The following is an 18,730-nucleotide window of genomic DNA, read 5'->3' on the forward strand; positions in this document are numbered from 1 at the left end:
ATCCGAACAAGGTTCTGGACCAGCCCCCGCGCGGCCGGCTCACGCCTTGCGGGCGACGCCCGCCCAGCAGACGGAGCGGGCGGGGTCGTCCCGCAGCGGGCTCGACGCCTCGTCCGGGCGCCAGAGGGGGGTCCACACCACGCCCGGCTCGATCAGCTCGAGGCCCGCGAAGAACGCCTCGACCTGGGAGCGTGGCCGGACGTGGGCCGAGCTGGAGGTCTTGTAGTTCTCGTCCAGGGCCCGCTGCACCTCGTCGTCGTCCCCGTCGTCGGTCCCGTGGGAGATCGCCAGGTGGCTGCCCGGCGGCAGCGGCTTCATGAGTCGGCGGACCAGATCGTACGGGTCCTCGGAGTCGGCGACGAAGTGCAGGACCGCCACCAGCATGAGGGCGACGGGCCGGTCGAGGTCCAGCAACTGGCGCAGCCGCGGGTCGCCCAGGATCGCGTCCGGATCGCGCAGGTCGTGCCGCACGATCGTGGTCCCGTCGATGCCGTGCAGCATGTCCCGGCCGTGGGCCAGCACGACCGGGTCGTTGTCGACGTACACGACCCGGGACTCCGGTGCGACGCCCTGCACGATCTCGTGGACCTGGCCGTTGGAGGGCAGCCCGGTGCCGATGTCGAGGAACTGGCGCATGCCCGCCTCGGCCGCGAGGTAGCGGGTGGCGCGGCGCAGGAAGCCGCGGTTCTCCACTGCGGCGTCGCGGGCGCTGGGCAGGGCGGCCATGGTGTTCTCCGCGACGACGCGGTCGGCGGGGTAGTGGTCCTTGCCGCCCAGGATGTAGTTGTACACCCGCGCCGGGCTCGGGATGTCGGGCCGGAACTCGTCTTGCCGGTCGTCGCTGTCCGTCACGAGATGCCTTTGTCGCCGGTTATGTCGAAGGCGTTGATTTTTCCACGATCGCCCGGACTCGGCGGTCGGATCGGAGAACTCGCCGCCGAGCACGGACGTCGGGCGGGCGGCCTCTCAGCTCGCCCGCATCACCATCACACGCCTGGCCACGGCTGCCAATGGGATTGCATCCAGCTATGGGATAGCATTGCGCCACGACGCTGACGATGCAAGCCCATGAGTGGATGAAATTGCATCGGCGGTTGATCTTCCGGTCCGTGGAAGACTCGGGGGTCAGCCGCAAGGGAGGTCGAGGTCATGGCGAACGCTGGAGCGAGCGGGCCGACGGCGCTGCGCATTCTTCTCGGGTCGGAGCTGCGCCGGCTCCGTGAGAAGGGCGGCGTCACCTCGGTCGCGGCGGCCCGGGCGATCGGCGGATCCGAGTCGAAGATCAGCCGGATGGAGCTCGGCCGCAGCGGCTTCAAGGAGACGGACGTCGCGATCCTCCTGTCGCTGTACGGGATCACCGACGCGGAGGAGCGCGACCAGCTGCTGTCCCTCGCCCGCCGGGCCAACCAGCCCGGCTGGTGGCACAGCTACGGCGACGTCCTGCCGTCGTGGTTCCAGTCCTACATCGGCCTGGAGCAGGCGGCGTCCCGCATCCGCACGTACGAGCCGCAGTTCGTCCCCGGCCTGCTGCAGACCGAGGACTACGCCGCGGCCGTCATCTCCCTGGGCGACTTCCAGCCCGAGGAGGTGGAGCGCCGGGTCGCGCTGCGGGCCACGCGGCAGCGGAGGTTCCGCGACGGCGCGGTGCGGCTGTGGGCCGTGATCGACGAGATCGCGCTGCGGCGGCCCGTCGGCGGACCCGAGGTGCTCCGCGGCCAGTTGGAGTACCTCATGGCCGCCGCGAAGCATCCGGGCCTCACGCTCCAGGTCACGCCGTTCGCCGCGAGCGCGAAGCACGCCGCACCCGGTGGGTTCACCATCATGCGGTTCGCCGATCCGCAGCTGCCCGACGTGGTCTACGTCGAGCAGCTCGGCAACGCGCTCTACCTCGACAAGCGCGAGGACGTCGACCGCTACACCCTCGCCATGGATCGTCTCAGCGTCATCAGCGCCACCCCCGACGAGTCAATCGACATCATCGGCACGATCCTGGAGGGCATCTGATGCGCGACGACCTGTGGCGAAAGAGCTCCAAGAGCACCCCCGAAGGCAACTGCGTCGAGGTCCGTGTCATGGAGGCGCGCTCCCTCCGCTGACACGCCGCAGCACGGAAGTGGAGCATCTCGCTACGCTCCGTGTACGGTGCGGGCCGTGGAGAACCTGCGGATAGGCGTGGTCGACATCGCCCACGACGACCAGACCACCAACGATCACCTGTCCTGTTCGGTGTGCACGTGGCGGCTGGGCGTGTCGCCGCGCGAGTACGCGCTGCGCCTCGCCCGCCGCCACGACGAGTCACACCAGAACGGACCCCGGCGCGCTCGCCCGGGTGGTCCGGAGCGGACGACGTAGCGAAAGCGTCATCCGGCGGGCTCGGCGGCGCGCCGGGCCAGGCCGACCAGGTCGTCGGCGCGCAGGCCGGGCCAGCCGTGCACCTGTGCCCGCCACTCGGCGGGCACGGCGGACGCGCCGTACCGCGCGCCCAGGAGCGCGGCGGCGATGGCCGCGACCGTGTCGGTGTCGTTGCCCGCGCGCACGGCGGCGACCGCGCCGTCCGGGAACGTCGCGGTGCGGGTGACGGCGGACCACGCGGCCTGCAGCGCGGGCACGACGAAGCCGTTCGGGCTGAACCACTCCGGGGGAGCGGACTCGGCCTCCCGCAGCCATCCCGCCCACAGATCCCGCCGCTCGGCGGGCAGCAGATCCAGGCCCTCGCGGACGCCGTCGACGGTCCCGTCCAGCACCGCCCGCCGTACGCCCGCGCACCACAGCACGCAGGCGTCCCCCGCCAGGTCGTCGAAGTGGGTGAGGGCGCTGACCAGCCGCGCGGCCTCCGCCAGCCCGTCCGGGTCGGCGAGGTAGGGCAGCGCCACGATCGCCGTCCGCATCAGCGAGCCGTTTCCAGCGGTGCGTCCCGTCTTGCGGTGCAGGTCCGCGGACGCCTCGCGCATCGCCCGCGACAGGCCCCCGGAGCGCGCGGTGGCGGCCAGCACACCGGACGTCTGTTGCCCGACGTCGCTCGCACCGCCGTGGAACCACCCCAGGAACCGCTCGGAGATCCCGTCGAGCGCGGCCTCGGATCGCAGGTCGCCGCCGAGCGCGGCGACCTCGGCCACACAGACCTGCATCTGGGTGTCGTCGCTGTACTCGCCGGGCGCGTAAGGGCCCAGCCCGCCGCCGATCATCTCCGGCACGGCCGTGTCCGGCAGCCGCGCGGCGAACTCGTACGGCACGCCGAGCGCGTCTCCGCAGGCCGCGCCGAGCAGCACGCCCGCGACCCGGTCTCGCTGTTCATTCGTGAGCATCATGAGTACCGACGCTCACCCGGCGGCGGTGGTTCCCGGAGCGGTGGGCCCGGCGATGTCTCCCTCGGGACCGCGCCGGTCGTGATCCGCGCTGAACTCAAGCATCTGCTTGACAAAAAAGTCAAACAGATGCTTGAGTTCTGGCTGTGGGGGCGGAAAAGGTGGATCTACGTCGAGAGGCTGGTCAGCGTACGCGGGACCGCCTACTGACGGCCGCCTTGGAGCTGCTGGCGCAACGGGGCCACGATGGCGTGACACTCCGCGAGATCACGGAGAACGCCGGAGCCAACGTCGCCGCGGTGAGCTATCACTTCGGATCGCTGAACGCACTGCGTGACTCGGCGATCGAGCACGCGCTGGAACGGTATCTGGACGCTCAACTCCAGGAACTGGGTTCCCTGGGCTCCACCTCGACGCTTGAGGAGCTGGCCGCGGCGTTCGCCCGGCCGATGGTGCGTGCGCTCGCGGCCGGTGGAGCAGACCTGGCCGTCATGCGGACCGTGGCGCGCATCGGAATCGATCCGCCAGAGGGATGGGAGCGGCTGGCTGGTAAGTTCGACCAGGCCCGCCGGGATGCCCTTCGAGTGTTGACGGCGCACCTTTCCGGGGTCGACGAACAGGAACTGATCTTCCGTACGCGGTGTGCGGCCGGCATGCTGAACTGGCTGGCGCTGGCGCCCATCGGTGCCGAGTTGGCCGCCAAGCCCGCCGAGCAGATCGAGCGGCTGCTGGTGCCCGTGGTGGCCGGGGCGTTCCACGGATACCCGAGCGCCGGCTGACCGGCCCACCGGGTACCGGATCAAGTAATTCAAATGCTTGCTTGACTAGATCCTGGTCTGGTCATAATATTAAGCAAGCATTTGATTTACTTCGCCGAAGGGGAGAGCGCAATGGCCACCAACGCAGAAGCCGTGGTCCGTGCCGCGTATCACGCGGCCGAGGGCAGCGTCCTGGACGTCCAGGGGTTCATGGACCTGTTCGCCGAGGACGGCGTGTTCAACAACGTCGTCGCCGGGGAGAGCTACCGGGGCGAGCACCTGGGCGACCTGGTCGTCTTCATGGCCAAGCTCGCTCCCGACGTACACCGCGAGTTCCACCGGTTCCACGTCATGGGCAACGTCGTCACTGTCGAGCTGTCGATCCAGGGCACCTTCACCGGGCCGTTCGAAACGCCCGCGGGCGTCATCCAGCCGACCGGCGCCAAGCTCGACATCCCGACCGCCGACTTCTGGTACATCGAAGACGGCAAGATCAAGGAGTTCAACTGCTACGTCGGCCTCAGCGTCATGCTCGCGCAGCTGGGCGTGCAGCCGGACTTCGCCTCCGCCGTCACGGCGTCGCCGGCAACGACAGCCTGACCGGCCCGAACAATCCGAAGGTGCGCGACTGCCCAGCAGACGCGCACCTTCCTCATCTCAGCCCTTACACACACCGCCGGTCGCCGCCCGCGCCGGCGCGGGCGGCGGCCTCTCAGCCCTGTGCTCCGGTCAGCCGCTCGACCTCCCGCGCGTGCGCGTCGGCGTCGGCGCGGGCGGTCCGTGGACTCCACCGGCCGGCCAGCGGCAGCATGAGGACCAGGAAGAGCAGCTCGGCGACGATGCAGATCCACCACCAGGCCTGCCACTGGTGCGGCGCGTCGGCCGCCGCCTTCTTGAGCTCGCCCAGTTCGTGGAGCAGCGTGGGCGGCGGAGCCGTCCCAGCCGGCACCTTCTTCGCCGCGGCCAGTACCTCGGGGGCCCGCGTCAGCGTGTCGACGGCGCCGACCACGTACGGGAGGACGAAGTAGGAGACGCACACGACGATCCGCAGGATCCAGCCCCAGATGGCCAGGCCGGTCGCGGTCAGGGCGGGGTTCCGCCGCTCGATCGTCTCCGTGAAGGCCGCCATCCAGGGCGTGTACGCCACGCCCAGACCGACGGCGAGCAGGCTGATGATCCAGATGAGGGTGGACGCGCTCGTGTGGGGGTGGGTCGTCCGGGTCATGAACAGGAACGTCATGACCACCGCGAGGAGGGTGCCCGCCACGATGAAGGGTTTGCGCACCCGGAGGCGGTCCGAGACGACGCCCACGACGACGAGGGCGACCGCGTTCATCGCCCAGTACCAGCTGTTGACGCCGTTGGCCCGCGCGGTCGTGAGGGCGAAGTTCGAGGTCAGGTAGATGGTGAAGAACGCCACGGCGGTGTAGTAGATGAGCAGGAAGACGCTGACGCCGAGGGCGGGCGCGAGGACGTCGAGCCGCAGCATCTGCCGCCAGGGGTGCCGCAGGTCGGCCTCCCGCTCGGCCGCCTCGGCCCGGGACTCGACCAGCGCGCGGTCCGCGACGCTCACCATCACCTGGTCGCGGAGCCCGGGGCGCAGCTCCCGCAGCCCGAACAGCGCGACGGCGAACGCCACCAGCCCGACGACGCCGACGATGTAGTACTGGCTGGACCAGGAGTCGTCGAAGCGCGGCAGGGTGCGGTTGGCCACGAAGCTGACGACCAGGCTGCCGATCACCGGCCCGAGCGTCCAGAAGCCCATCGCGGAGGCGCGCCCGATCTGCGGTGAGAAGTCGCGGACCAGCGCCGGAGTGGCGACCAGGCACATGCCCTCGACGAGGCCGGTCAGGATGGTGACGACCGCGAACGTCGCCTTGTTCGGGGCGAGCGGCGTCAGGATCGTCAGCACGCCCGTGCCCAGCAGCCCATACGTCACGAGGTTGGCGCGGCCCCACCGGTCGGCGATGCCGGCGGCCAGCGACCCGAAGGCCCCGACCAGGTTCGCGAACACGAGCACGTTCACGTAGTACAAGAAGGACATCTTGAAGTGCGCGAGCATCAGCGGGGCGACGCCGCCCGCGACGTAGAGCTCGTAGTACAGGACGATCGTGACGAACACCGCCACCGCGAGGTACCGGTAGCGGGCCGCGGTGTCGGGGTAACGGTCCAGCCCGCGCTCCCACAGCCGGTGCGCGGAGAAGCCGTCGGACGGGGTCGTGGTCGGATCGGCGGGGGCCATGGCCACCTCGTTTCCTACAGGCCGACGTGTCGGAGCGTCGTCGCGCTCCGCCCCCGAGGAACGAACCGGATCCGGGTGAATGAGTGTTCATTCACATTAGGGAAATTAGTACGCTCGGGTCAGTCGGCCGTCAAGACGAGGAGCGGCGCACGTGACCGAATCGGAGCTTCCGCTCGCCGGATCACGAGTCCAGCGGCGGCTCGCCGCGGCCGCGATCGACCTTTTCTACCGCCAGGGCGCGCTGGCGACCTCCGTCCGGCAGATCACCGAGGCGTGCGGCCTGACGCCCGGCGCGCTGTACAACCACTTCGGGTCAAAGGACGAACTGCTGTACGTCGTCGTGCGCGACATCCACCTGCGGCTGGAGAACGAGGTCGCCGCGGCGCACGAGGCCGTCGCGGGAGACCCGCTCGCCGAGCTGAGGGCGGTCGTCGGCGTCTACGTGACGCGGCACGCCGACCATCACGACACCGCGCGGGTCGCCAACCGGGAGTATCCGCTGCTCACGGGTGCCTGGTACGACGAGGTCGTCGCGATCCGGCGGCGGCTGCGCGATCGCCTGGCGGACGTCCTGCTGGCGGGCCACAAGGACGGCGTGTTCCACCTGGTCGGCGGCGGCGACCGGGTCGCCGCCGTCCTCACCGCGATCCCCATCCTCGACATGTGCGTGCACCTCAGCGAGTGGTTCCACGAGCATCGCGCGCTCGGCCCCGCCGACCTGCGGGACCGCTACGTGGGGCTCGCCCTGCGCATGGCCGGTGCCCCGCCCGACTGACCGACCTGGAGGTCTCCATGGCCCGACTTCTCCACCCTCATGCCCAGGCCCGGCCGGACGAGCCGGCCCTCGTCGACGAGCACGGCGTCACCACCTGGCGCGCGTTCGAGGAGCGGGTCGACCGGCTGTCCGGGGCACTGCGCGGGCTCGGCCTGCGGACCGGGGACACGATCGCGATCCACTCCGGCAACCGGCGCGAGTACTTCGAGGTGATGGCCGCCGCGACGCACATCGGTCTGCGGTACGTGCTGGTCAACTGGCACTGGACCGCGGACGAGCTCGCGTACGTGCTGGCGGACTCCGGAGCGAGGGTCCTGTTCTCCGAGGACCGCTTCGCCGAGGTCGCCGCGACGGCGGCGGCAGGGGCGGACCTGGCGGCGCGCGTCGGGTTCGGCGAGGTCCCCGGCTTCCGGCCGTACGAGGACCTGCTCGCCTCCGGGCCGGACGGCGAGCCCGCGGACCAGGTCCTCGGCTGGCCGATGATCTACACCTCGGGCACGACGGGCCGGCCGAAGGGGGTGAGCCGCAAGCTCACCCGGGCGGGCGCGCCGATCGAGACGATGGCCCAGACGGCCGTCGGCTACACCGGCGTCCTCCGCATTCCCGAGGGCGGCCGGTCGCTGCTCGTCGGGCCGGTGTACCACTCGGCGCAGTGGCTGTTCTCGTACGGCCTGCTGTGCGCGGGGCGGTCGCTGGTGATGCGGCGGGCGTTCGACGCGGAGGAGACCCTGCGGCTCATCGAGCGGTACCGGATCACCAACGTGCACCTCGTGCCGACCCAGTTCGTCCGGATGCTGCGCCTCGATGAGGCGACGCGCGCGGCGTACGACCTGTCCAGCCTCGTCGCCGTGTGGCACGGTGCCGCGCCGTGTTCCCCGGAGGTGAAGCGCCGGGTGATCGACTGGCTGGGTCCGGTCGTCCACGAGTACTACGGGTCGACCGAGGCGTCGGTGAACACCGTCGTGACGGCCGAGGAGTGGCTGCGCCGGCCGGGCACGGTCGGGCGGCCGCTGCCCACGGTCGAGACGCACGTCCTGCGCCAGGACGGCGCCCCTGCCGAGCCGGGCGAGCCGGGGCAGCTGTGGTTCCGCTACCCGAGCGGGGACGACGTCGAGTACTGGGGAGACCCGGACAAGACCGCCTCGATCCACCGGAACGGCCTGTTCACCACCGGGGACATCGGCTACTTCGACGCCGACGGGTACCTGTTCCTCGCCGACCGCGCCATCGACATGATCATCAGTGGCGGCGTCAACATCTACCCGGCCGAGATCGAAGGCGTGCTCATCACCCATCCGGCGGTCCGCGACGTCGCGGTGTTCGGCGTGCCCGACGAGGAGTTCGGCGAGCAGGTCAAGGCGGTCGTCCAGCCGGAGGACGGGCACACCGCGTCGCCGGAGCTGGCGGAGGAGCTCATCGCCTTCTGCCGCGCGTCGCTGGCCGGCTACAAGGCGCCGCGCTCGGTGGACTTCGTCACCGACCTGCCGCGCACCCCGACCGGGAAGCTCTACAAGCGCCTCATCCGCGAGCCGTACTGGTCCGACCGCGGTACCCGGATCTGACGTCAGGCCCAATGGCGGAGTTCGGCGTCCTCCAGGGCCTGGCGCAGCTCCTCCTGGTCGGCCCGCCAGCCGACCAGGTCGTAGTAGCGCTCGGACGGCTCCCGGACGACCGGGACCCCGGGCGCGTGGACGCGCATGGCCTCCGTCAGCGACGACGTGCCGTACTGCCATCCCCGGGCCTCGGCGTGGAAGCTGACGGCGAGCTCCAGCCCGGCCTCCGACGGCCCGCGGTCGAGCCGGCGCAGCCGCTCCCACACGTCCAGCGGCAGGTCGTGCCGGGACACCGCCTCCTCGAGCTCGGCGCGATGCCGCTCGGGCGAGCCCGGCGCCATCGGATGCAGCCGGACCCCGACGCATCGCACCGTGCCCTCGACGAACTCCGTCCGCCGGGAGAACAGCACCAGCGCGCTGACCTCGTCCCAGCCGAACCGGCGAGCCCCGTCCGGCGACGCCACGAGGAAGATCCCGTCCGCGTCGACGGCGAAGGCGATCCAGCCGGTGCGCCGACCCCGGGCGAGCCGCGCGCCGCCCACCGCGGCCAGGACGACGGACGCGGTCGCCAGGCCGAGGCGCGTGGGCACGCGGTTCGGCTGCCCGGCCCGCACCACTCCGATGATCATCCGGACCGAGATCGCGAGACCCAGGACGCCGACCGCGATCATGAGGATCGGCCGGAGCCGCCGGAACCTCACGACGTACGGCGCCGACGCGGACCCGGCCGGAGGTTCGGTGGTCACCGCGAAACCCCCTCCGCCCACGAGGCAATGATCCGTCCGGCGCACTGTACTGCGCGAGCCCGGGGGTCGGCGGCGCTCTGCTCCGGGCGTCGAAGGGCCGCTCACCCGCCGACGGCCGTCCGGCCGCCGAGCCTGCCGGCAGCCGACCCGGCAGGCCGTAGGCGCCGAGTACCGGGTAGTCGGTGTAGCCGCGGTGGTCACCGCCGTAGAAGGTGGCTGCTGGAGTTTGAGTGTGCATAAGTGCACACTGTGTCTCTATGGTCACGCTATGTTGTTGCTGTGAATCTGGCGGAGTGGGCACGAGCGCAGGGGATCAGTCCCTGCGCCGCTTACCGCTGGTTCCGTCATGGCACGCTTCCGGTCCCGGTGCAGCGGGTCGGGCCGCGCACGATCTGGATGAATGTCGACGTCGGCGCTGCCCCAGATGCGATGGTTGGTATCGGGCTGTACGCCCGCGTTTCCTCCCATGACCACAAGCCGGACCTCGAATGTCAGGTTGCCGGGCTGTCGCAGTGGGCAGCCAAGAGGGGGCGCCGCATAGCGCGGCTGGAGTGCGAGATCGCCTTGGGCGTCAACGGCTCCGGTTCCAAGGCCCGGCGGCTGCCGGCCGACCCGGACGTGACCACGATCGTGGTGGAACACGAAGGTCGCCTCGGTGGCGTGAACGTGGAACTGGCCGAGGCAGCGCTGGTCGCGAATGGCCGCCGTCTGGTGGCCGGGGACGACGGTGAGGTCGTCGGTGATCTGGTGCGGGACATGGGGCAGGCGCCGGCCTGCTTGTGCGCCCGCCGGTATGGCCGTCGTTCGGCGCGGGACCGTGCCCGCACGGCGGTGGATGCGGCCCGGCATGGCTGACCTGCGCGCCATCGAAGCGCCGTTCGTTGCGGTCGGGCCGTCCGGGGTCGCGATCCGTGACCGGCTCAAAGGCCTGACGTCGCAAGATGTGCAGGTGCTGCGGGTCGTGGGTGACCACCTGGGTTCGCTGGCCTCCTCCGATCTGAAGGCACGGTGCGCGGCGGCGCTGGATCACGACACCGGCCAATGGGCGGAGCGGAAACGGGCTTTAACCGAGGTGTCGTCGTCGCGGTGGGCGGGTTCGATCACTAAGGCTACGCATGATCAGTGGGCGCTGGCCCGGCGCAGCCAGCTCGCCCACATCCGCAGCCTTGAAGCCGGGATCGTCACAATCACGCAACGGCTGTCCCTGCCGGTCGGAGAGAAGGGCACGAAGAAAGCACCGGGCGGTTACCACAGCGCCCAGGAGTGGTTCGAAAAGACCCGGCGCCTGCGCCTGCTTCAGGACCGGCTCGAACAACAGCGGGCCGACCATGAGGCCGGGCGTGTCCGTGTGGTGCGGGGCGGTAAGAGGCTGCTGCGCACCCGGCACAATCTGGATGCTGCTGGGCTCACCGAGGCCGAATGGCGGGACTGGTGGCAGGCCAAGCGCCGGTTCCTGGCCGCTGACGGCGAATCCGGCAAGCGGTACGGCAACGAGACGATCCGCGTCGCCTCCGGCGGCGAGGTCTGCATCAAGCTCCCGGTCCAGTTGGCGCACCTGGCCAACGCTGCACACGGCCGGTACGTCCTCACCTCGAAGGTGTCGTTCCCGCACCGGGGCGATCAATGGCGTGACCGCGTGTGCGCGAACCGGGCCGTGGCCTACCGCATCTGCGAAGACGTTCAGCGCGGACGCTGGTACCTGACCGCCTCCTGGACCATCCCACCGGTCAAAACCGTTCCCCTGGAAGCCGTCCGTGCCGGTGGCCTGATCGGCGTGGACACCAACGCCGACCACCTGGCCGCCTTGAGACTCGACACCCACGGCAACCCCGTCGGCGAGCCCCGCCGCTTCGACTACGACCTGACCAGCACCGCCACCCACCGTGACGCCCAGATCCGCCACGCCCTCACACGCCTGCTGCACTGGGCAGCACGGCACGAACTCGCCATCGCGATCGAAGACCTTGACTTCCAGACCGAGAAGACTCGCGAAAAACACGGGCGACGCAAGCGATTCCGCAGGCTGATCTCCGGCATGCCCGTGAGCAAGCTCCGGGCCAGGCTGGTTGCGATGGCGGCCGAACTCGGCATCACCATCGTCGCCGTCGACCCCGCTTACACCTCCAAATGGGGCGCCCAACACTGGAAACGCCCCCTCACCACTAAGCGACGCCCCGTCTCTCGCCACCAGGCGGCGGCGGTGGCGATCGGACGACGCGCCCTGGGACACCCGATCCGGCGACGGACGGCACCGCCCCCTGCTCACCAGAGCGATGAGCAGGGGCATCGGACCGTCCAGGCCCGATCGGGTGGCCCGGGACGTGAGGAACCCCGCCCCTGCATCCCCGGACCACGGACACGATTCGTGCCGCCCGGACGCGGAGCGAACGCGGGGAACCAGGACGCTCAACACCGTTCGGAGCGTCCGGCTGAGCACACACAACTCATGCTCGGTCTTTAGGAACGGTGTTGTACGGGCGCGACGATTTCGGAGAACTCGACTACCGGTCCTATGTGGAGACTCTGCTCGTCATGAAGGAGACCCCGGGCTGGCAGTACCTCTTCACCGAAGTCGACCTCCGCCACCGGAAGTTCCACGCCACCGTCCGCCAACTGGAGAAGACCCTGGAGGTTTTTCCCAGCCTCTTCCCCGATCACGACTACGGCCACCTGCAGGAACGCTTCCAGGCCCGCTGCGACCGGCCCACCGGAGGACGGGCGCCCAGAGTTCGGTGAGCCGGGTGGCACCGCGGTCGACGGCGTGGGCGCCGCCCGTCTCGGAGGCGCCCACATCGCCGGGTCAGACCAGGGACGCCTCGAGCGTGATTTTCGTGCCCGCGAGCGCCTTGCTCACCGGGCAGTTGGCCTTCGCCTGCTGGGCGGCGTTCTCGAAGTCCTCGGCGGAGATGCCCGGGACCGACGCGCGTACGGTCAGGTGGATGCCGGTGATGCCCTCACCCGGCTGGAAGGTCACGTCGGCGCGGGTGTCCACGGACTCCGGGGGCGTGCCGGCCCCGGCGAGGCCGTGGGACAGCGCCATCGAGAAGCACGTGCTGTGCGCGGCGGCGATGAGCTCCTCCGGGCTGGTCTTGCCCTCCGGCTTCTCCGCGCGGGACGGCCAGTTGACCTCGAACTCCCCGACCTTCGAGGAGTCCAGCGACACCTTGCCCTGCCCGCCCATGAGCGGGCCTTCCCAATGGGCGTTCGCGGTACGGACGGTGGCCATGTGATGCTCCTTCTGGACGTGCGCGGGGCCCGCCGTCGAGCGGCGGTGCGCCCGGTTTCGTGCAAATTCACTGGACGCGGGCCAAGGGCGCCCCGATGATCGAGGGCATGTCCGAACCCGTCGTCCCGATCATAGGGGCCGAGCCCGAAGCGCCTGTCGACTACCGCCTCGACACGACCGACACGCTCGGCGGCGTCATCGACGTCCTCGCCCTCCAACCGTTCACGACGGGCCGGCAGCCGTACGCGCGGGTCAAGCGGCTGGACCGGGTTCGCCCCGACGCGCCCCTGCGCCCGCCGGGCGCGCGGGTGCTGCGCGCCGTCCGTGAGGAGAGCCGCGACGCGCTGCTGGCGTGCGGCGACGGCTGGACGCTGCGGGCGGTCCGCTGGCGCGGCGGGTCCGGCACCGTCGAGGTCACGGCCGTCAGCGACGAACTCGCCGCCGCCGTCGTCGAGCAGTCCGTCCGCGACGCCGTCGAGGCGGCAGCGGAGCCGGACCGTGTCGAGATGGGCTTCTGGCATTCCGGGTCCCACGGGGCACAGCGCCGCAAGCGGTCCATCGCGACGACGTCCTGGTCGGAGATCCGGGCGAACTATCCGGCCACGACCGCGGCGGCCGTCGACCGGCTCGCGGCCGTACGCGCCGCCGACGTGACCGGCCGGCTCATCCTCCTGCACGGACCGCCCGGCACCGGCAAGACCACGGCCCTGCGCGCCCTGGCCGGCGAGTGGTCGAAATGGTGCCAGTTCGACTGCGTCCTCGACCCGGACGAGCTGTTCGGCAACCCGGCGTACCTCATGGAGGTCGCCGTGGGGGAGGAGGACGAGGACGAGGAGGACCGGCGCTGGCGGCTGCTCGTCCTCGAGGACTGCGACGACCTGATCCGCGCCGAGGGCGGGGCGAGCACCGGGCAGGCGCTCTCCCGTCTGCTCAACCTCACCGACGGCCTCGTCGGCCAGGGCCGCGACGTCCTCGTCGCCATCACCACCAACCGGCCCCTGTCCGGCCTGCACCCCGCCGTCGTACGCCCCGGCCGATGCCTGGCCCAGATCGAGATGGGCCCGCTCTCCCGTACCGAGGCCGCGGCCTGGCTCGGCACGACGGACGGCGTCCCCGAGAACGCCACCCTGGCCGAGCTGTACGCCATCCGCGACGGCCGTGCTGCGGAAGCGCCACGACCGTCAGCGGGCACCGGCTTCTACCTCTGAGGAACCGGTCCTCGCACAGCCGTCAGCCGAGGAACGCGTCGAGGGCGGCCGCGAAGGCACCCGGATCGTCCAGCCACGGATAGTGCCCGGAGCCGGGCTGGACGACCAACTCCGCCCGAGGGAAAAGGCCGATCGCCTGCTCGGCCGCTTCCGCCGTCGGCCATAGATCGACTTCGCCGGCGAGGACCAGCACCGGTCCGCCCACTGCGGCCAGAGCGGTGTGCAGTGTCTCGACGTCGGGCCGGTACCCCGCGTAGAAGTTCTCGCTTACGGCGAGGGAGCGTTGCGCCGGGTCGGACGCGGCGTGCGCCTGGGCGGTAGCGTCCCACCGGCCGTACATCAGCGGCTCGAACGCGAGTCGGTACCTCGCCGCCTCGGCGAAGGTCGCGGCCTCCCGTACACGCCGGTACGCCTCCAGCGCCGATTCGTACCACGGCTCGGCCGACCGGGCGGCGATCACCTTGTCGGCGCCCAGATCGGATTCCAGTCCGATGGCGTGCAGCGACGGGTTGGCCAGAACGAGGTGGTCGAGGCGGTCAGGATGGGTGGCGGCGTACAGGAGGGCGACACCGCCGCCGGCGGAGTGCCCGAACACGTCGATGTGCTCAAGGCCGAGATGGCCCCGCAGTGCCTCCACGTCCCGTACGAGCCGGTCGACCCGGCAGGTGCTCAGATCCCGCGGCATCTCAGAGGCGCCGGTGCCGCGCGTGTCGAGCATGATCAGCGTGCGGTCGGGAGCTCCGAGATCGCCGAGGTACTCCGCCGCCCGACCCGGACCACCGGCCAGGCAGACGAGCGGTGGCCCCTCCCCGATCGTCCGGTAGGCCAGGGTGGTTCCGTCGTACGAGGTGAAGTGCGTCATGGGCCAGGAGTTTGGGAGCATTACCGAACGTCGGTCCATCGTTAAGCGATATCTAAAATGTCGGATCTGAAATGCCGGAGCGGTGATGGCGGTCAAGATCAGGTTGTCCGGTGCGGAGGTCGCCCGGGTGCGCTTCGCGCTGTCGCCGTTGGCCGAGACCGTCCTGGCGACCAGAGTCCTGCTCGGGACGGACGGGCATGCCGTACACGGCCCGTGGGCGCGCCGGGCGCGGCCCGCGCTGGCCGGCGATCCCGACCTGCCGCTGCTGTCCGCGCTCCTTTCCGGGTGCACGCCCTCGTTCCTGTTCCCGGTACCCGCCACACGGCTGCCCGCGCTGGACACCGAACTCGATCGAGTGAGGTCGACGGCACCGGATTTCTTCCTCGACGAGCTCACTGCGGCGTTCGGGGCACGGTCCTTCCCACGCCTGCGCGCCGATCCGGTGGACGCGTTGAACCGGATAGCCGGGGCTCTGGAGCGATGCCACCGGCTGTTCATCGAACCGCGTTGGGAACGGATCAGAGCGATCATGGAGGCCGACCTCGCCCACCGGGGGGCGATCCTCACCGGCAGTGGCGTCGAAGGTGTCGTGTCGGCGCTGCACCGGGATCTCTCCTGGCGTGACGGCGAGCTGATCGTACGGCGCGAGTGCAGCCTCGAGCTCGGCGGACACGACCTGGTGCTGTCGCCGAGCGTCTTCCTCTGGGCCCGGACACTGGTGGACACGGCGCCGATCGACGCCACCACCATCCACTATCCCGCTCGTGGTGCGGGCCGGCTGTGGGAGACGCCCGGCCCGCTCCCGAAAGGTGTGTCCGCCGTGCTCGGCCGTACCAAGGCCGCCGTCCTCGAAGCCCTGTCCGAACCGCTGACGACGGCGCAGCTCGCCGTGCGGCTGGCCCTGACGCCCAGCGCGGTGTCCCAGCACCTCGGTGCGCTGCGGGACGCCGACCTGATCGTGACTCACCGCCGCGGCCGTACCGCCCTGCACGTCCGAACGGAGCGCGGGTCCGCGCTCGTGGGGCCGGGCGATCGCTCCGGAGCGTGATGGCGGCCGCCGCACCGGCCGCAGGGCGACGCTCCCGCCCTCAGGCCTGCTCCCTCTGGCGGCCGGATCGCGTGACCACGGTGGCCTGCCGCCCGACCGCGACGGCGATGGACGCCGTCCGGCCGGCAGGGTCGACAGGCGGCGTCGACTAGGTCATCTTGAGAGGGACGATCTACGCCTGCCGTCTCATTCCGCCCGATCGTGGACGCGGTCTGTGGCTGCTGTCGGGCGTGGCGCGGCCGGTGAAAGGAGTGGCCGGGTGGCAGTGGACATGTCGTTCCTGGTCGCCGATGAGGACTACTACGAACCCTGGGACACCGCCGATCCAGGTCCGCGCTACGACGCGGGTCCCATGCCGGCCGGCTGGACGCGGCGGGACTCAGGCGCGTGGACTCACTGGGGTCCCGCCGGCCTCGTCCTTCCCGAGCAGGGGTGGAAGGTGCACGTGTCCAGCTCCCTGCCCAATGCGCAGTCCGTGCTGGCGGTGGTGTCGACGGCGTGTGCCGAGATGAATGTCCCGTTCAAACACCTGGCCGGTCACCGCACGTTCTTGTGGGCGCACGACAAGCACGCGAACAGGGTGCAGAGCGGCAAGTTCTGCACCCTGTACCCGCCCACCGAGCAGTGCGCTCTGCGGGTGTTACGGCGGCTGACGGAGGATCTGTCCGGGATCAGCGGCCCTCTTGTGCTCTCCGATCGTCGTTTCGGCGCGAGCGAGTGTGTCTCCTACCGTTACGGGGCGTTTCGCGGCCGTACGCGGGTCGACGCGGAAGGCAACCACGTCCACACGATGGCCGGAGCGGACGGCCGGGAGATCGATGACGAGCGCCGGCCGGAGTTCCATCTGCCGCCCGGTGTCTTAGACCCGTTCCGGCAGGCCGCTCCGGATGCCGCCACGGGCCCGGTCACGCTGCACGGCCACACCTTCGACGCCGTACTGCGGCACGGCAATGCCGGTGGCGCCTACCGGTTCCGCTCCGCGGACGGCAGCCCGGTGTTCGTCAAGGAGGCGAAGGCGCACAACGGCTACACCGCCGACGGCGCCGACGCGAAGACGCGGTTGAACGCCGAGTACCTGTCCCTGCGGGCGATACACGGCCGCGAACCCGGCCTGTGCCCGCGCCCGATCGAACTGTTCCACCATTGGGAGCACAGCTTCCTCGTCACCGAGTTCACGCCCGGCATGCACCTGTACCGGTGGATGGTGACGAACAATCCCGCCATGCGCATCGGGCCGGACGCCGCGGAGTTCGCCGAGTATCACCGCCGCAGCCTGGCCCTGCTCGACCAGCTCGACGCACAGCTGCACCGCCTGCACGAGCTGGGCTGCGTTTTCATCGATCTCAGCCCGACCAACGTGCTCGTCGACGAGGACGACCGGGTCCGGCTGGTCGACTTCGAGGCGGTTCAGCCCATCACGGGCGTACGGCGGATCATGGGCACTCCCGGCTACCTGCACCCGGACGCGCGGTCCGTGGCCGAGCGCGATCCCCTCGAGCTCGACCGGTACGGGCTGGCCGCCCTGGCGCTGCTCCTCGTCTTCCCCGTACACGAGGTCGCCGAACGGCATCCGGCGGTCCTCGATCATCTGCACGCCCACCTGACCGAGCTCGCGCCGGTCGCCCCGCGGCTGTGGCAGTGGGGCACCCGCTACCACGACCGGACCGAGGCCCCCTGCCTGCCCACGCCGCGGACCGTCCGCGAGGACACCGTCGCCGAGCTGCGCCGACTGGCCGACCGGACCGCGGACACGCTGGAGGCGATGGCGGAGCCGGACCACCCCGTGCGGGTCTACCCGACCAACCCGTTGGGGCATCAGACCGACACCCGCGCCGTGGCCGCCGGGACCGCCGGTGTACTGCACGCGCTGCACCGCTCCGGCCGCATCTGCGATCCGGCCGTGGTCCGCCGCCTGCGGGACGACGCGCTGGCCGCGGCCCCGACCAGTGCTCCCGGCCTGCTGTTCGGCAGCGCCGGCATCGCCTGCGTGCTCGCGGAGCTCGGGGAGTCCGACGCCGCCGAGACCCTGCTCGTCTCGGCGGCTGCTCACCCGCTGAACGGCACGTCCGCCACGCTCGGCGGCGGCGCGGCGGGTACCGCGCTCGGGCTGCTGGTCCACCACCGTCACACCGGCGAACAGCGCTGGCTGGACCTGGCTCAGCGGCTGCTCGAACGCGTTCCGGACGGTGGCGAGCTCACCTCGCGGTTGAGCCCGACCAACCGATCCGGGCTGGTCGGCGGGCGGACCGGCGTGGCGCTGGCGCTGTACGCCCTGTATCGCCGCACCGGGGATGCTCGGCTGTTCGCCCGGGGCATGCGACTGCTGGGGGAGGAACTGGCCTACGCCCAGCCCATGCCGGTGGACGGCCTGGGCTTCAAGATCTCGCACGCCGACCGTCGCGTCTATCCGTACCTGTTCGCCGGCAGCGCGGGATACGCCGCGGTGCTCTCCCGCTACCTCGCGCACCGCCCGGACGCGGAGTTCGACGGGGCCGCCGACCCTGCCCTCGGGGCGGCCGATGCGCTGGAACGCTGCCTGCGCGCCTGCTCGGCCCGCTTCGCCGTGTTCCCCGGGCTGTTCCCGGGCCTGGCGGGGCTCGCCGTGACACTGGCCGACGCCGGAAAGCGGCTGGGCCGGCCCGAACTCATCGACACCGCGCTCACCAGCGCCCGTGGCCTGTTCCGGTACGCGATCCCGCGCGAGGGCGGAGTGGGCTGGCTCGGTGAGCCCGGACATCGACTGTCCGCCGACCTGTGGTCCGGCTCGGCCGGAATCCTGCTCGCCCTGCGGCGCCTGACGGATTCCGCGCCGGCCTCCCCTGACGCCCTCGACGACCAGCTGACCACGTCGAGGGATGCCGTTGCACCGCACCGATGGAAAGGAGTTGATCAGCGTGGAGGAAGTTCTGCGTTTGCAGGCTGAGGCGTCGGTCGAGGAGGAACTGGCCTGCAACCTGCTCACCCTGAGCAGCAGGGGCAGCATCTGCCAGTGACCCCTGGCCTGCCG

At 70.9% G+C, this 18,730-nt stretch carries 19 protein-coding genes; 13 read left to right on the forward strand and 6 right to left on the reverse strand.

Going from position 1 to position 18,730, the window contains the following annotated elements; translation table 11 throughout:
- Positions 1-39 precede the first annotated feature (39 nt).
- Positions 40-852: an SAM-dependent methyltransferase gene (locus ABEA24_RS20840; RefSeq protein ID WP_345432617.1), complete on the reverse strand. Its 813-nt coding sequence runs from the start codon at positions 850-852 to the stop codon at positions 40-42.
- Between the two features lie 297 nt (positions 853-1,149).
- On the opposite strand from ABEA24_RS20840, the gene ABEA24_RS20845 reads away from it, so the two are divergent.
- From ABEA24_RS20845 to ABEA24_RS20855, 3 genes are read left to right on the forward strand one after another with little or no spacing between them, the layout of a single operon-like run.
- Positions 1,150-2,004, forward strand: a complete 855-nt coding sequence (locus tag ABEA24_RS20845; RefSeq protein WP_345432618.1) for a helix-turn-helix domain-containing protein — start codon at positions 1,150-1,152, stop codon at positions 2,002-2,004.
- On the forward strand, positions 2,004-2,096 hold the full coding sequence (locus tag ABEA24_RS20850; RefSeq protein WP_345432619.1) for a DUF397 domain-containing protein: 93 nt from the start codon (positions 2,004-2,006) through the stop codon (positions 2,094-2,096). Before ABEA24_RS20845 ends, ABEA24_RS20850 begins: the two co-directional genes overlap by 1 nt.
- Before the next feature lie 55 nt (positions 2,097-2,151).
- Positions 2,152-2,352 carry a hypothetical protein gene (locus ABEA24_RS20855; RefSeq protein WP_345432620.1) on the forward strand — a complete coding sequence of 67 codons (201 nt, stop codon included), beginning with the start codon at positions 2,152-2,154 and terminating at the stop codon, positions 2,350-2,352.
- Between the two features lie 8 nt (positions 2,353-2,360).
- Here ABEA24_RS20855 and ABEA24_RS20860 read toward each other — a convergent pair whose 3' ends face one another.
- Positions 2,361-3,308 carry an ADP-ribosylglycohydrolase family protein gene (locus ABEA24_RS20860; protein WP_345432621.1) on the reverse strand — a complete coding sequence of 316 codons (948 nt, stop codon included), beginning with the start codon at positions 3,306-3,308 and terminating at the stop codon, positions 2,361-2,363.
- A gap of 158 nt (positions 3,309-3,466) precedes the next feature.
- On the opposite strand from ABEA24_RS20860, the gene ABEA24_RS20865 reads away from it, so the two are divergent.
- Complete coding sequence (locus ABEA24_RS20865) at positions 3,467-4,084, forward strand: TetR/AcrR family transcriptional regulator (RefSeq protein WP_345432622.1); 618 nt, start codon at positions 3,467-3,469, stop codon at positions 4,082-4,084.
- 111 nt (positions 4,085-4,195) lie between these two features.
- The gene (locus ABEA24_RS20870; protein ID WP_345432623.1) at positions 4,196-4,663 is read left to right on the forward strand and encodes an ester cyclase; all 468 of its coding nucleotides are present in this window, start codon (positions 4,196-4,198) and stop codon (positions 4,661-4,663) included.
- A gap of 112 nt (positions 4,664-4,775) precedes the next feature.
- Here ABEA24_RS20870 and ABEA24_RS20875 read toward each other — a convergent pair whose 3' ends face one another.
- The gene (locus tag ABEA24_RS20875) at positions 4,776-6,305 is read right to left on the reverse strand and encodes an MFS transporter (RefSeq protein WP_345432780.1); all 1,530 of its coding nucleotides are present in this window, start codon (positions 6,303-6,305) and stop codon (positions 4,776-4,778) included.
- Positions 6,306-6,456: 151 nt separating this feature from the next.
- Here ABEA24_RS20875 and ABEA24_RS20880 point away from each other — a divergent pair, with 151 nt between their 5' ends.
- Entirely contained in the window at positions 6,457-7,080 is a 624-nt protein-coding gene (locus tag ABEA24_RS20880) for a TetR/AcrR family transcriptional regulator (RefSeq protein WP_345432624.1), read from the forward strand.
- A 17-nt stretch (positions 7,081-7,097) separates the two neighbouring features.
- On the forward strand, positions 7,098-8,642 hold the full coding sequence (locus ABEA24_RS20885; RefSeq protein ID WP_345432625.1) for an AMP-binding protein: 1,545 nt from the start codon (positions 7,098-7,100) through the stop codon (positions 8,640-8,642).
- A 2-nt stretch (positions 8,643-8,644) separates the two neighbouring features.
- Here ABEA24_RS20885 and ABEA24_RS20890 read toward each other — a convergent pair whose 3' ends face one another.
- On the reverse strand, positions 8,645-9,379 hold the full coding sequence (locus ABEA24_RS20890) for a hypothetical protein (protein WP_345432626.1): 735 nt from the start codon (positions 9,377-9,379) through the stop codon (positions 8,645-8,647).
- Positions 9,380-9,658: 279 nt separating this feature from the next.
- On the opposite strand from ABEA24_RS20890, the gene ABEA24_RS20895 reads away from it, so the two are divergent.
- From ABEA24_RS20895 to ABEA24_RS20905, 3 genes are read left to right on the forward strand one after another with little or no spacing between them, the layout of a single operon-like run.
- Positions 9,659-10,234 carry an IS607 family transposase gene (locus tag ABEA24_RS20895; protein WP_345432627.1) on the forward strand — a complete coding sequence of 192 codons (576 nt, stop codon included), beginning with the start codon at positions 9,659-9,661 and terminating at the stop codon, positions 10,232-10,234.
- Entirely contained in the window at positions 10,227-11,840 is a 1,614-nt protein-coding gene (locus ABEA24_RS20900; protein WP_345432628.1) for an IS200/IS605 family accessory protein TnpB-related protein, read from the forward strand. Before ABEA24_RS20895 ends, ABEA24_RS20900 begins: the two co-directional genes overlap by 8 nt.
- An 8-nt stretch (positions 11,841-11,848) precedes the next feature.
- On the forward strand, positions 11,849-12,115 hold the full coding sequence (locus ABEA24_RS20905; protein WP_345432629.1) for a hypothetical protein: 267 nt from the start codon (positions 11,849-11,851) through the stop codon (positions 12,113-12,115).
- 64 nt (positions 12,116-12,179) lie between these two features.
- Here the strand turns inward: ABEA24_RS20905 and ABEA24_RS20910 are convergent, their stop codons facing one another.
- Positions 12,180-12,605 (reverse strand): OsmC family protein, encoded by a 426-nt coding sequence (locus ABEA24_RS20910; protein WP_345432630.1) that lies wholly within the window; start codon positions 12,603-12,605, stop codon positions 12,180-12,182.
- Positions 12,606-12,712: 107 nt separating this feature from the next.
- Between ABEA24_RS20910 and ABEA24_RS20915 the strand changes: the two genes are divergently transcribed.
- Positions 12,713-13,813, forward strand: a complete 1,101-nt coding sequence (locus ABEA24_RS20915; protein ID WP_345432631.1) for a DUF5925 domain-containing protein — start codon at positions 12,713-12,715, stop codon at positions 13,811-13,813.
- Between the two features lie 22 nt (positions 13,814-13,835).
- Here the strand turns inward: ABEA24_RS20915 and ABEA24_RS20920 are convergent, their stop codons facing one another.
- Positions 13,836-14,675 (reverse strand): alpha/beta fold hydrolase, encoded by an 840-nt coding sequence (locus ABEA24_RS20920; RefSeq protein ID WP_345432632.1) that lies wholly within the window; start codon positions 14,673-14,675, stop codon positions 13,836-13,838.
- Between the two features lie 85 nt (positions 14,676-14,760).
- Here ABEA24_RS20920 and ABEA24_RS20925 point away from each other — a divergent pair, with 85 nt between their 5' ends.
- Both ABEA24_RS20925 and lanKC read left to right on the forward strand, forming a co-directional pair.
- Entirely contained in the window at positions 14,761-15,723 is a 963-nt protein-coding gene (locus ABEA24_RS20925) for an ArsR/SmtB family transcription factor (RefSeq protein ID WP_345432633.1), read from the forward strand.
- 259 nt (positions 15,724-15,982) lie between these two features.
- Positions 15,983-18,646 (forward strand): class III lanthionine synthetase LanKC, encoded by a 2,664-nt coding sequence (gene lanKC, locus ABEA24_RS20930; RefSeq protein ID WP_345432634.1) that lies wholly within the window; start codon positions 15,983-15,985, stop codon positions 18,644-18,646.
- Positions 18,647-18,730 lie beyond the last annotated feature (84 nt).

It is taken from the genome of Actinoallomurus vinaceus (genome assembly GCF_039542055.1).
Taxonomy (GTDB): Bacteria; Actinomycetota; Actinomycetes; order Streptosporangiales; family Streptosporangiaceae; genus Actinoallomurus; species Actinoallomurus vinaceus.

Coding starts and splice junctions, on each gene's coding strand:
- ABEA24_RS20845 (WP_345432618.1), top strand. CDS start 1,150: ATGGCGAACGCTGGAGCGAGCGGGCCGACGGCGCTGCGCATTCTTCTC.
- ABEA24_RS20850 (WP_345432619.1), top strand. CDS start 2,004: ATGCGCGACGACCTGTGGCGAAAGAGCTCCAAGAGCACCCCCGAAGGC.
- ABEA24_RS20860 (WP_345432621.1), bottom strand. CDS start 3,308: ATGATGCTCACGAATGAACAGCGAGACCGGGTCGCGGGCGTGCTGCTC.
- ABEA24_RS20870 (WP_345432623.1), top strand. CDS start 4,196: ATGGCCACCAACGCAGAAGCCGTGGTCCGTGCCGCGTATCACGCGGCC.
- ABEA24_RS20875 (WP_345432780.1), bottom strand. CDS start 6,305: ATGGCCCCCGCCGATCCGACCACGACCCCGTCCGACGGCTTCTCCGCG.
- ABEA24_RS20885 (WP_345432625.1), top strand. CDS start 7,098: ATGGCCCGACTTCTCCACCCTCATGCCCAGGCCCGGCCGGACGAGCCG.
- ABEA24_RS20900 (WP_345432628.1), top strand. CDS start 10,227: ATGGCTGACCTGCGCGCCATCGAAGCGCCGTTCGTTGCGGTCGGGCCG.
- ABEA24_RS20910 (WP_345432630.1), bottom strand. CDS start 12,605: ATGGCCACCGTCCGTACCGCGAACGCCCATTGGGAAGGCCCGCTCATG.
- ABEA24_RS20915 (WP_345432631.1), top strand. CDS start 12,713: ATGTCCGAACCCGTCGTCCCGATCATAGGGGCCGAGCCCGAAGCGCCT.
- ABEA24_RS20920 (WP_345432632.1), bottom strand. CDS start 14,675: ATGACGCACTTCACCTCGTACGACGGAACCACCCTGGCCTACCGGACG.
- ABEA24_RS20925 (WP_345432633.1), top strand. CDS start 14,761: ATGGCGGTCAAGATCAGGTTGTCCGGTGCGGAGGTCGCCCGGGTGCGC.